Origin of the sequence: Salegentibacter sp. (assembly GCF_036568425.1) — a bacterium.
Taxonomy (GTDB): domain Bacteria; phylum Bacteroidota; class Bacteroidia; order Flavobacteriales; family Flavobacteriaceae; genus Salegentibacter.
Genome location: NZ_DATCSO010000116.1, coordinates 30,556 through 42,066 on the forward strand (window position 1 = coordinate 30,556; position 11,511 = coordinate 42,066).

Here is an 11,511-nt window from a genome sequence, read left to right on the forward strand (position 1 = left end):
GTTATGGTAAAAGAATTAGATCAGGATAACCTGGACGAGATTGTTGAGAACAACGATACCGTTGTGGTGCAATATATGGCCGGATGGTGTGGCAACTGCCGCTTGATGAAACCAAAGTTTAAGAAACTGGCTTCAGAAAATGAGAACGCTACGTTTCTAATGGTAGATGCCGAAAAATTTCCGGAGTCCAGAAAGCTGGCTAAGGTAGACAACTTACCAACTTTCGCGACTTTTAAGAACGGGAGTTTTAAAAACCAGGTTCAGACCAACAAGTTCGAGCCCTTAAAAGACTTAGTAAATGAAGTTACCAATAATTAGGCACCTGCAGCGCAATAACGAGCTGGAAAAGCTTGAAAACGCTATAGAAGTACTGGAAAACTATACTGAACACCGCTCTGTTAAAGACGATGAAATGGACGTAATCGGGGAATTGGTTTCCAATCTATGTGGAGCTGTAGAAGTGCAAAAAATGATAGATGACGGCGCTGAGGAAAAAGAGGCCGCCAACGGATTTATGAAGAAGGTAATTGGCTCTATAGATCAATAAGCCCTCTTCAAAACCCTTCAAAACAGGCTGCTTTCGAAAGAAGCAGCCTGTTTGTTTTTATGATAATTTTAGTAAAAGCCTGCTGCATAAATCCTAAATTTATCCTCCTTAACCAATAAAGTATATTATGTCTCAGATAACATTAAAAGGAGAACGCGTAAACACCTACGGGAGTTTACCTGAAAAAGGAGAAAAAGCTCCACATTTTCAATTGGTAAAAACCGATCTTTCCACCGCTACCCTGGAAGATTTTAAGGGGAAAAGAGTGATTATGAATATTTTTCCCAGTATAGATACTGGAGTTTGTGCGACTTCGGTCAGGAATTTCAATCAAAGAGCTACTGAACTCGACAATACCGTTGTGCTATGTATTTCCAGGGATTTACCTTTTGCCCAGAAAAGGTTTGTAGATGATGAAGATCTGAAAAATGTAATTAATCTATCAGATTTCAAAGACAGGAATTTTGGAAAGGATTACGGACTCGAAATAATAGATGGCCCTATGGAAGGCTTGCTTTCCCGGGTAGTCATTGTACTGGATGAGAACGGAAAGGTGATTCACAGCCAGCAGGTCCCTGAAATCGCCCAAGAACCGGATTATCTTGCGGCATTAAAAAACCTCCTATAATGCGGGATTCTTTTCTCGGAAAACGCATAAGAGGTGGCGGTTACGCTATAAAAGGCGCCTGGTTGTTAATTAGGCACGAAGCCAGTATCCAGGTCCAGTTAGGGATAGCTATTATTATAACAATCACCGGAATTTATTTTGACATCACTAAAACCGAATGGCTGTTCCAGTTTACAGCCATCGGGATGGTGATGGCTGCCGAAGGCCTAAATAGTGCTATTGAGGCCCTGGCAGATTTTGTACATCCAGACCTCCATAGTAAAATAGGTCATATAAAAGATGTGGCAGCAGGCGGGGTTTTCTTTGCCGCTCTATTTGCTGTGATTATCGGTGGCTTTATTTATTTTCCTTATATTTTTTAAAATTGATTATACAGGTCAGATTTTACTTTACTATAGACTTTCTCCGCTAACCAACAGCATCTTATAACCATATAAAATATCCCCGAAATATAATCAAGTTTCATTCTCAGGTACAACAACCAATTAAAAACCATTCCCTCTCTTTTATTTAAAAAATTCAGATTCTATTGTGTCATATTTCCACGATTTTTGAGTTAATCATATATCTTAAATTTTAATTTTAAATACAAAATAGCTTTTCCGTACATTAGATGATCTAATTTGTATTTTTGCCCAAAATCTCTCAAAGCTTATATGGCCAGAAAAAAAACTAAAAACAAAAAAACCACCACGAAAAAAAGCAACAAGTTTTCGCTCAAATTAAACAGGCAGCAAAAAGTTGTTTTAGGGAGTTTTTTAATGTTATTTGGCATTGCCCTAACCATAGCTTTCATCTCTTTTTTATTCAACTGGCATGCCGACCAAAGCACCCTTTCTGAATTTGGAAACAGAGAAATAGAAGCCAGAAACTGGCTGAGCAAATTTGGAGCTTTGGTGAGCGATTTCTTCATTTACAAAGGTTTTGGACTGGCTGCATTTGTTATTGCTGGTTTAATCGGGATTAGTGGAATATATCTCTTTTTTAATCTGAAGTCTTTACGATTGGGAATCTACTGGTTTTGGGGGGTGCTGGTAATGCTTTGGATTTCAATATTTTTTGGCTTTTTTGCTGAAAGCAATGCCCTTTTAGGAGGAAGAGTTGGTTTTGAAACCAACGATTTCCTTCAGGATTATCTTGGTTTCTTCGGCACAGCCCTGCTGATGCTGTTCCTTTTAATCGCTTATTTAAGTTTAAGGTTGAAGATTACCCCTGAAATGGTAGGCGGATTTATAAGTAAAAAACACAAGAACTTTCAAAGCGAATTTAAAACTGATAAACCTGAAGCCTCAGAAACCGATGAGGAATTAAGCTGGAAAGAAGAGGTCTTAAGTACCCAGGAACCAGAAACTTCTGAAGTCAAACTTGACCCCGATCCGTCTAAAGATAAAAAGAAAGAATCCCGGGTTACGGAAGAAAAAAAGACTGAATCTCACGATGAAGTAGCTATGGAAATTGAAACTCCGCCCGAGGAAGAAGTTGAGGAGGATAAGCAAAGTAGAAAGCTAGTTGAAGATTTTGGTGAATTTGATCCCACCCTGGAACTCAGCAACTACACCTTCCCTACCCTGGAATTATTAAAAGATTACGGCGGCACAATAACCGTAGACCAGGAGGAACTCGAAGAAAATAAGAACCGCATCGTAGATACGCTTAAGAACTACAAGATAGAGATAGCACAAATAAAAGCTACGGTTGGACCAACGGTTACCCTTTATGAGATCGTTCCGGAGGCCGGAATCAGGATATCCAAGATCAAAAACCTGGAAGATGATATCGCACTTTCACTTTCGGCTCTTGGAATAAGGATTATTGCTCCTATCCCGGGAAAAGGAACCATCGGGATTGAGGTTCCAAACAAAAATGCTTCCATAGTTTCTATGCGCTCCGTGATCGCCTCCTCGAAATTCAGAAATGCCGAAATGGAGCTTCCTATGGCCCTTGGGAAAACCATTTCTAATGAAACCTTTGTTGTAGACCTGGCAAAAATGCCCCACCTGCTTATGGCCGGAGCCACAGGGCAGGGGAAATCGGTTGGCTTAAATGCAATTCTAACCTCTTTATTGTATTCTAAACATCCTGCTGAAGTTAAGTTTGTGCTGGTGGATCCGAAAAAGGTTGAACTTACCCTTTTCAACAAAATAGAGCGCCATTACCTGGCTAAATTACCAGATACTGAAGATGCCATCATTACAGATAACACTAAAGTGATCAACACCCTGAATTCCATGTGTATCGAGATGGACAACAGGTACGAACTGCTAAAGGATGCGATGGTACGCAATATCAAGGAATACAATATCAAATTTAAAGCTCGTAAGCTTAACCCGGAAAACGGACATAAATTTCTTCCTTATATCGTACTGGTAGTAGATGAATTTGCTGACCTGATCATGACCGCCGGAAAAGAGGTTGAAGCCCCTATTGCCAGGCTTGCACAGTTAGCCAGGGCTATTGGCATCCATTTAATAATCGCAACCCAACGTCCATCTGTGAATGTAATTACAGGTATCATAAAAGCCAATTTCCCTGCAAGGATTGCCTTCAGGGTAACCTCAAAAATAGACTCCAGGACGATTCTGGACGGCCAGGGCGCCGATCAGCTAATAGGCCGGGGTGACATGCTTTTTACACAGGGAAACGAATTAAAACGACTGCAATGCGCCTTCGTGGACACTCCTGAGGTAGATAAGATCACCGAATTTATTGGCTCTCAAAAAGCCTATCCTGATGCCTATCAACTTCCGGCATATGAAGGAGAAGATAGTGGCACAGGAGTTGATATAGATGTGAGCGAGAGAGATAAACTCTTTCGGGAAGCCGCAGAAGTGATTGTAACAGCGCAACAAGGCTCGGCTTCTTTATTGCAACGCAAATTAAAACTTGGCTACAATCGTGCCGGTCGCATTATAGATCAACTGGAAGCCGCAGGAATAGTTGGGCCTTTTGAAGGTAGTAAAGCCCGCCAGGTTTTAATCACTGACCTTGTTGCGCTGGATCAATTATTAAATGAAGAACCAAAGACATAAAAAAGTAATGAAAAAAATTGTATTTATTATCGCAGCCCTGGTAAGTATTAATCTAAGTGCCCAGAATTCAGAAAAAGCCGATGAACTTTTAAAGGAAGTTTCCTCAAAAGTGAAAGCTTACGATAACATGGTGATAGACTTTAAATATTCTCTTGAAAACACTGCCGAGAATGTAAAGCAGGAAACCCGTGGAGATGTGAGCATAAAAGGAGAAAAATATCTTCTCAATCTTATGGGCACCACCCAAATGTTTGATGGAAAAAAGATCTATACCATAATCCCGGAAGATGAAGAGATCAATATCTCTACCTATGTTGAAGAAGATGAGAACAACATCACCCCTTCTAAAATGTTCAGTTTCTACGAAGAAGGATATAATTATGAATGGGATACCGCCCAAAACGTAAAAGGAAGACAAATTCAGTATATCAAGCTTACTCCAAAAGACAGTAATGCCGAGGTGAAAAATATCCTGCTTGGAATAGACAGCCAGACAAAACACATTTACAACCTTATTCAAACCCAGGATAACGACACCAAAATTACGATTACCGTAAAAAGTTTTAAAACCAATCAGCCGCTTTCACAAAACCTGTTTACCTTTGACGAAGCTCGCTACGATTCTTATTATATAAACAGGCTCGACTAAATTGAAAATATTAGACAGGTACATATTAATCAGTTACCTCAAAACATTTTTTACAGTTTTTATCATCCTTATGTTCATCTTTGTACTCCAGACCATTTGGTTGTACATAGGTGAACTGGCTGGTAAAGACCTTGATGCAGAAATAATTTTTAAATTCCTGCTCTATTTTTCACCAAAATTGGTTCCCCTGGTTTTGCCTCTTACCATCCTGCTTACTTCAATTATGACTTTCGGGAATTTTGCCGAAAATTATGAGTTCGCAGCTATGAAATCCTCCGGAATTTCCCTGCAGAGAGCAATGCGAAGCCTCACTTTCTTTATCCTTCTTGTGAGCCTGACAGCATTTTTCTTTGCTAACAACGTTATCCCTGCCGCCGAATTCAAATCTATAAATCTTCGGAAAAATATTGCTCAACTCAAACCTGCAATGGCTATTACTGAAGGTACTTTCAACGAGGTGGGTAGTATAAATATTAAAGTAGATAAGAAAAGTGGACCTAATGATCAATACCTGGATGATGTTATCATCCATCAAAAGACTGCAAGAAGTGGGAATTTTACGGTTATTAAAGCAGTAGAAGGAGAACTTGTTGGAAGTACAGATTCTGAAGTTTTATCCCTCATCCTAAAAGATGGGAACTACTACGATGAGATTCAACCTAATGATCTTTCAAAACGAAGGAATAAACCATTTGCCAAGAGTCATTTCAGGGAATACACAATTAACCTGGACCTTTCAGACATTAACAATGTAGACCTGGAAGACGAATCTTATAGCAATACCCAGGGAATGCTTAAGATCTCGGAACTAAATCAAAGTATAGATTCCTTTTCCACAAGCTATAACACCAATATAAAGCAGTTCAAAAAAAATATGTTCAACCGTACCGGCCTGCGGAATATTAACACCAATCTTCAGCCGGCAGATACAGTAAAAGCTATTGAAAATTCCATCCTGGAAGAATATGACAGGAATGAGGCAATACAAATCGTAAACCTGGCTTTAGGAAACGTAAATGGCTCTATGTCTCATCTCATCATGAAGAAAAATGAATTCAGGACGGCGACAAAACAGCTTAACAAATTTGAGATCGCCTTGCACGAAAAATATGTTCTGGCCATTGCCTGTATCGTTCTATTCTTTGTGGGTGCACCACTAGGAGCGATAATTCGTAAGGGAGGTATGGGCTTACCTATGGTTGTAGCTATACTTATTTTTCTCACTTATCATTTTATCGGGATCTTTGCCAAAAACAGTGCAGAAGACGGGAGTATAAGTCCTTTTCTGGCAAGTTGGCTCTCCACCCTCATCATGTTGCCCCTTGGAATTTACCTCACTTACAGGGCCACCACAGACCAGGGACTTTTTGCCTTCGATAATTTAATAGACCCCTTTAAGAAAGGGCTTAAAAAAGCCGGGCTTTTGCGCCGGAAAACCGAAATAGAATAAATATCTTTGCAGCCAAATACCGCAAAAATGCCTCAAAAAACTTCAACTCAGCACAATATAAAATTGCATAATATCAAAGACGCCATTGATGATATACGTGCAGGAAAGGTTATTATCGTTGTAGACGATATAGATCGTGAAAATGAAGGAGATTTTGTTGCGGCCGCCGAAATGGTGACTCCTGAAATGATCAATTTTATGGCCACGCATGGCCGGGGTCTCATTTGCGCACCGATAACCGAAGAACGTTGCCGCGATCTCAAGCTGGAAATGATGGTTGGTAAAAATACCGACCCTCTTGAAACCGCTTTTACCATCTCTATAGACCTTAAAGGCCAGGGAGTAACCACAGGAATTTCAGCGGCAGACAGAGCTAAAACCGTAAAATCCCTGATCGACCCGGCAACCAAAGCCACCGACCTAAATCGGCCAGGACATATTTTTCCGCTTAAAGCCAGAGAAGGCGGGGTTTTAAGAAGAACAGGGCACACTGAAGCCGCAATAGATTTCGCTCGCCTGGCAGGCTTTGAACCTGCCGGAGTGATTGTAGAGATCATGAATGAAGATGGAACCATGGCCAGGCTACCACAACTTATGGAAGTTGCCCGGCGTTTTGATCTCAAGGTGGTCTCTATTGAAGATCTTATAGCATACAGAATGCAACACGATTCTCTCATCGAGAAGAAAGAGGATTTTGATTTGGAAACCCGCTTCGGAAAATTTAGACTAAGAGCTTACCTGCAAACCACCAATAATCAGGTACATATCGCTCTAACTAAAGGAAACTGGAAATCTGATGAAGAAGTTTTGGTGCGTGTCAATTCAACCCTAATCAATAACGATATCCTGGGAACCCTTACCAACGATGCCGATAAAAAGCTCGACAGTATGTTCCAGGCCATAAACAAAGAAGGGCGTGGCGCCATTGTCTTTATCAATCCTGCAAGCCAGTCCTTAAATCTTTTAAACAGGCTTTCTGAGCTGAAAGATCTTCAGAAACAAGGCGAAGCCAAAGCTCCACCAATTCATATGGATAATAAGGATTTTGGAATAGGCGCCCAGATACTTCATGACCTGGAAATTCATAAGTTCAAGCTGCTTTCAAATTCGCAGCAAACCAAACGAGTGGGAATGATTGGATATGGACTGGAAATTACCAGGTATGTAAATTACTAATCCATTTCAATTATTACATCCTCCAGGGGCCTGCGCACTTTCTTGAAACTGGAAAACATATCATCCCCGGCCCGGTACCCAACAGGAAGCACCAGCACCGATCTAAGGTTACGGTCTTCAAGTTGTAAAAGTTTATCGTACTCGTCGGGCTGAAAACCTTCCATAGGACAAGCATCAATTTCTTCGGTCGCACAAACCGTAAGTAAATTCCCCAGGCTTAAATAAGCCTGGTTAATGGCCCATTGGGTGATTTCGGCGGAAGCTTTCGCTTCAAAATCCCCGATTAAAAATTCTTTGAAAGGCGCAAGAATTTCTTCAGGAGTTTCACGAATATGCTTTACCCGTTTAAAATAGTTTTCAATAAACTCCTTCCCTACTTTCTTTTCGATGCAAATAACAAGCACATGAGAAGCCGTGCCCACCTGTTTCTGGTTAAAGGAAAAATTCTGAAGCTCTTCCTGAAGCTTTTTATTTTTTACTATCACCAACTTTAATGGCTGCAAGCCATAGGAAGTAGCTGTAAGATTAAATGCCTTTTTAAGGATCTCGATCTTTTCGCTGGTTAATTCTTTTTCAGCATCAAATTTTTTGGTAGCATAACGCCATTCCAATGCCTTTATATTGCCCATATTGCCGTGCTTTTATTTTGGAACAAAGGTAAACAATGTTACAAGCCCGGTAAACGTTAAGGAATAAAATAAAACTATAGGTATAATAATATGACCTATATTTATAATGTATTATAGCCGGAGAAAATGAAACAAATTAAAAAGGTAATTCTCGCCACAGTACTTTCCTTAATTATTGCAATTTTGATAGCTCTGGGCCTTAAAGCATATATTGAAAAAGATACACAACACCTCATTTTCGAAGATATTTCACGGATTCCCTCTTCAGAAACGGTTATTGTTCTTGGAGCCAGTGTTCATTCTGACGGGAAACTCTCCCCTATCTTAAAAGACCGGGTTGATACCGCGATTGAATTATATAGGAATAAAAAGGTAAAGCGATTCCTGCTCACCGGTGATCATAGTACCGAAAATTACAATGAAGTTAACGCGATGGGAAATTACCTGATGAAACAGGGAATCCCCGAAAGAAAGATCCTCCTGGATCACGCCGGGCTGGACACTTATGATAGCATGTATCGATCGAATGCTGTATTGGGAGTAGAAGAGGCTATTGTAGTTACACAAAAATTCCATTTGCCCAGAACTATTTTTATCGCAAAAGGTTTGAACCTCCCCTATACCGGGTTTGCCGCCCGAAGCCATTCCTATAAAACCACCAATAAAATAGAACGCCGGGAGCTTCTGGCCAATTTTAAGGCACTCTATGAAGTATTACTGAAAAAAGAGCCTACCACCCTGGAGGACAGGCTTTAAGTTTTCAATATTTTTTAAAGGATTTTTGTATCTTTAATTATACTAACCATAAAACCAAACTAATATGTTTCAATGGCTAATCCATATTATCATTGACGCTTTGGTATTACTTGCTGCAGCAAATATGATGGCTAAAGTAGAACTAAAAGGCTTTAAAACAGCAATTTTAGTCGCCCTGATTATTGGCGTGCTTAGCTTCCTGCTCAGCTGGTTACTCACCGGTATTCTGAATGTGGCAACTCTTGGCATATTTTATTTTTTGGGTCTCGGTTTTATAACCCGGGTAATCGCCTACGCTATCATTATCGAGATCGCCGATAAATTCAGTAAAGATTTTAAAACCGTTGGTTTCCTACCATCGCTCTGGCTGGCCATTTTCCTGGCTATAGTTGGAGGAATAGTAGACGCCATCTTATTTTAGGCTAATTCACATTTTTCTTCTGATGCTTCGGAAGCAAGTGTTTCCGAAGCATCTTTTTTTCCACTAATGTCCTCATCAACAAAATTGATATAGAATTAACAAACCGAGGCAAATCATATCCTATATTTGCCTGCTTGATAAAGAACAGGAAGGAAACTATGGAAACTCTTAACGGCCAGAAGAATATAAAACTTATCGTTACCGATATGGATGGCACCCTGCTTAATGACCAGCACGAAATCCACCCTGATTTCTGGGAAATTGAAAAAAAGCTTGCTGAGAGAGGTATTATGTTCTCAGTTGCAAGTGGCAGGCAATTCTACAACCTCGAAGCTAACTTCGAACCTATTAAAAACAGGATGATGTTCTTTGCTGAAAACGGCACTTTCGTTTCTCATAAAGGCAAAGAACTCTACGTTAACCCTCTAAAACACGAAGATGCCATTGGTTTTATTAAAATGGGGCGTAAACTGATGGACACCAAATTAGTGCTCTGTGGAAAGGAATCGGCTTATGTAGAAACCAGGGATAAGGATTTTATTGCTCATATTTCTCAATTTTACCAACGTCTAAAACCGGTTGAAGATCTTACCAAAGTCAATGACGTAATTTTAAAAGTAACCCTGTGCAATGATAAGGGGGTCGAAGAACATACCTACCCCCATTTTGTGAATTATACCGATAGATTTAAAGTTGCTATTGCAGCAAAGGTTTTTATCGATATTACTGCATTAGACGCCAACAAGGGAAATGCGATAAAGGATGTTCAACAGGAATTGAATATTTTACCTGAAGAGACCCTGGTATTTGGCGATTACCTGAATGACCTGGAAATGATGGAAAATGCAAAATACAGCTACGCCATGAAGAATGCCCATCCTGAGATCAAGCAGGCAAGTAATTTTGTAACCCGTTATAGTAATAATGAAAACGGTGTTTTACAAACAATAGAAGAGCTGGGGCTGCTCCAAAATTAAAACCCTGGCCTATTTCACAATAATATTAAGTTTATCAAGGCCGGTATTGCCTGTTTTTGGATCGTAGGCATAAACTTCAATTTCATAATCGCCTTCTCCAAGTGGTATAGTTTCAGAAAAAGTACTCGCTTTTTCTGTAGGCTTTAGGTCGATCTCTTTCTGTTCCTTCCCTTCCGAAGAAATAATCGCCTTAATTTCATAACCCGAGGCATCCCAGGTCCCAGCGTTGGTTACGGGACACCCACACATCATGACTACATTAGCTTTTATCTCTATTTTGGTTTCTGGTTTTATGGTTTCGTGGGTTTGAGGCGATAAAATATCTACCACAAAGCCAGGGATTTTTAAAATAACTCCATCGCCTGTAATATCCTTTCCCGGGATGACCCATAATTGGGTTGAAGAGACCGCTTTAGCCTGTTTTTTACTCATGGGCCCATGCGCTTCAATACTTACAAAAGTGGGCTTCTCCAGCTCCAGACTAGCCTGGTAACCGGCGGTCTTTTCAGTGGTGATTTCTTTATAGCGCTGCCTTGGTGAGAGCAGGATCGCCCCGGTATCGCCCGTTTTCCCCGTGGTAAGCCCTTCATCGAGTATTCTTCCGGTTTCTACTTCTCTAATAATGATTTTCGCCCCACCCATTGAGGACCCAATAAATTTGGCATCATTAGCAAGAGCCCTTACCATAATTTTAGTTTCCTGGGCAAATAAATTCCCCGTAAAAAACAATAATAATCCGAAAGCTAATACAAGATTGAATCTCCTTTTCATAGTATAGATGTTAAGTTTACTAATTTATAAAATCCCATTTGATCGGGCATTATCTTAAAACATAACTTGATTTTCAAGTTTTACCAGGTTTTTAAAATTAAGAGAATCGGCATTATAAGCCTGAACATAGCTTTTTAACGAATCGAGCTCTTCTTTATTTATAAAATTTGCCATAGGATCTTCAGCAAGTTTTAGCCAGGGAACAGGTTCATTGAAATTATAAGTTCCAAAAACAATAAACGGAGTACCATTTTTAATCAATTGATTTCCTTTTAGCTGCCACATATCAGCCCAGTAATAAATATACCTCGCATCCTCCATAAAAAGCCTGACACAGGAATGGCTGGCCGGAAATCCCGGTAAGGTATACTGATGAATGCCAATACCTTCAAAATTCATGAAATTAAAATAATAAGGCATAATCCAGGAGGAGTTCACGGTACTTATCTTCCTTTTAGCTTTAAAATTTGCATAGTGG

14 protein-coding genes are annotated in these 11,511 nt (G+C 39.9%); 11 read left to right on the forward strand and 3 right to left on the reverse strand.

Annotation, left to right across the window (positions count from 1 at the left end):
• Positions 1-3 precede the first annotated feature (3 nt).
• The 8 genes from VIM94_RS11655 (at position 4) to ribB (ending at position 7,479) form a co-directional block, all read left to right on the forward strand.
• Positions 4-318: a thioredoxin family protein gene (locus VIM94_RS11655; RefSeq protein ID WP_332039473.1), complete on the forward strand. Its 315-nt coding sequence runs from the start codon at positions 4-6 to the stop codon at positions 316-318.
• Positions 299-547 (forward strand): DUF6952 family protein, encoded by a 249-nt coding sequence (locus VIM94_RS11660; RefSeq protein ID WP_332039474.1) that lies wholly within the window; start codon positions 299-301, stop codon positions 545-547. Before VIM94_RS11655 ends, VIM94_RS11660 begins: the two co-directional genes overlap by 20 nt.
• Positions 548-674: 127 nt before the next feature.
• Positions 675-1,175 (forward strand): thiol peroxidase, encoded by a 501-nt coding sequence (tpx, locus tag VIM94_RS11665; protein WP_332039475.1) that lies wholly within the window; start codon positions 675-677, stop codon positions 1,173-1,175.
• Positions 1,175-1,537, forward strand: coding sequence for a diacylglycerol kinase family protein (locus VIM94_RS11670; RefSeq protein ID WP_332039476.1), 363 nt, complete (start codon positions 1,175-1,177; stop codon positions 1,535-1,537). Before tpx ends, VIM94_RS11670 begins: the two co-directional genes overlap by 1 nt.
• A gap of 294 nt (positions 1,538-1,831) precedes the next feature.
• Positions 1,832-4,204, forward strand: a complete 2,373-nt coding sequence (locus VIM94_RS11675) for a DNA translocase FtsK (protein ID WP_332039477.1) — start codon at positions 1,832-1,834, stop codon at positions 4,202-4,204.
• A 7-nt stretch (positions 4,205-4,211) separates the two neighbouring features.
• Positions 4,212-4,853, forward strand: a complete 642-nt coding sequence (locus VIM94_RS11680; RefSeq protein WP_332039478.1) for an outer membrane lipoprotein carrier protein LolA — start codon at positions 4,212-4,214, stop codon at positions 4,851-4,853.
• A gap of 1 nt (position 4,854) precedes the next feature.
• A complete protein-coding gene (locus VIM94_RS11685; protein WP_332039479.1) occupies positions 4,855-6,303 on the forward strand; it encodes an LptF/LptG family permease in 1,449 nt (482 codons plus the stop codon).
• Between the two features lie 27 nt (positions 6,304-6,330).
• On the forward strand, positions 6,331-7,479 hold the full coding sequence (gene ribB / locus VIM94_RS11690) for a 3,4-dihydroxy-2-butanone-4-phosphate synthase (RefSeq protein ID WP_332039480.1): 1,149 nt from the start codon (positions 6,331-6,333) through the stop codon (positions 7,477-7,479).
• Here ribB and VIM94_RS11695 read toward each other — a convergent pair.
• Positions 7,476-8,108: an NAD(P)H-dependent oxidoreductase gene (locus VIM94_RS11695; protein ID WP_332039481.1), complete on the reverse strand. Its 633-nt coding sequence runs from the start codon at positions 8,106-8,108 to the stop codon at positions 7,476-7,478. The genes ribB and VIM94_RS11695 overlap by 4 nt on opposite strands.
• Before the next feature lie 126 nt (positions 8,109-8,234).
• Here VIM94_RS11695 and VIM94_RS11700 point away from each other — a divergent pair, with 126 nt between their 5' ends.
• The 3 genes from VIM94_RS11700 to VIM94_RS11710 all read left to right on the forward strand — a co-directional run bounded on the left by VIM94_RS11700 (position 8,235) and on the right by VIM94_RS11710 (position 10,262).
• A complete protein-coding gene (locus VIM94_RS11700) occupies positions 8,235-8,864 on the forward strand; it encodes a SanA/YdcF family protein (RefSeq protein WP_332039482.1) in 630 nt (209 codons plus the stop codon).
• 64 nt (positions 8,865-8,928) lie between these two features.
• Positions 8,929-9,285 carry a phage holin family protein gene (locus VIM94_RS11705; protein WP_332039483.1) on the forward strand — a complete coding sequence of 119 codons (357 nt, stop codon included), beginning with the start codon at positions 8,929-8,931 and terminating at the stop codon, positions 9,283-9,285.
• 158 nt (positions 9,286-9,443) lie between these two features.
• Positions 9,444-10,262, forward strand: coding sequence for an HAD family hydrolase (locus tag VIM94_RS11710; protein ID WP_332039484.1), 819 nt, complete (start codon positions 9,444-9,446; stop codon positions 10,260-10,262).
• A gap of 9 nt (positions 10,263-10,271) precedes the next feature.
• Here the strand turns inward: VIM94_RS11710 and VIM94_RS11715 are convergent, their stop codons facing one another.
• Both VIM94_RS11715 and VIM94_RS11720 read right to left on the reverse strand, forming a co-directional pair.
• Entirely contained in the window at positions 10,272-11,033 is a 762-nt protein-coding gene (locus VIM94_RS11715) for a hypothetical protein (RefSeq protein ID WP_332039485.1), read from the reverse strand.
• Between the two features lie 54 nt (positions 11,034-11,087).
• Positions 11,088-11,511 (reverse strand): L,D-transpeptidase (locus VIM94_RS11720; protein WP_332039486.1); only part of this gene is annotated, 424 nt, incomplete at its 5' end.

Bases quoted from the DNA above. Each gene is read 5' to 3' on its own strand.
- VIM94_RS11710 (WP_332039484.1), top strand. From the start codon at position 9,444: ATGGAAACTCTTAACGGCCAGAAGAATATAAAACTTATCGTTACCGAT.
- VIM94_RS11660 (WP_332039474.1), top strand. From the start codon at position 299: ATGAAGTTACCAATAATTAGGCACCTGCAGCGCAATAACGAGCTGGAA.
- VIM94_RS11700 (WP_332039482.1), top strand. From the start codon at position 8,235: ATGAAACAAATTAAAAAGGTAATTCTCGCCACAGTACTTTCCTTAATT.
- VIM94_RS11675 (WP_332039477.1), top strand. From the start codon at position 1,832: ATGGCCAGAAAAAAAACTAAAAACAAAAAAACCACCACGAAAAAAAGC.
- VIM94_RS11695 (WP_332039481.1), bottom strand. From the start codon at position 8,108: ATGGGCAATATAAAGGCATTGGAATGGCGTTATGCTACCAAAAAATTT.
- VIM94_RS11670 (WP_332039476.1), top strand. From the start codon at position 1,175: ATGCGGGATTCTTTTCTCGGAAAACGCATAAGAGGTGGCGGTTACGCT.
- VIM94_RS11715 (WP_332039485.1), bottom strand. From the start codon at position 11,033: ATGAAAAGGAGATTCAATCTTGTATTAGCTTTCGGATTATTATTGTTT.
- ribB (WP_332039480.1), top strand. From the start codon at position 6,331: ATGCCTCAAAAAACTTCAACTCAGCACAATATAAAATTGCATAATATC.
- VIM94_RS11655 (WP_332039473.1), top strand. From the start codon at position 4: ATGGTAAAAGAATTAGATCAGGATAACCTGGACGAGATTGTTGAGAAC.
- VIM94_RS11705 (WP_332039483.1), top strand. From the start codon at position 8,929: ATGTTTCAATGGCTAATCCATATTATCATTGACGCTTTGGTATTACTT.
- tpx (WP_332039475.1), top strand. From the start codon at position 675: ATGTCTCAGATAACATTAAAAGGAGAACGCGTAAACACCTACGGGAGT.
- VIM94_RS11680 (WP_332039478.1), top strand. From the start codon at position 4,212: ATGAAAAAAATTGTATTTATTATCGCAGCCCTGGTAAGTATTAATCTA.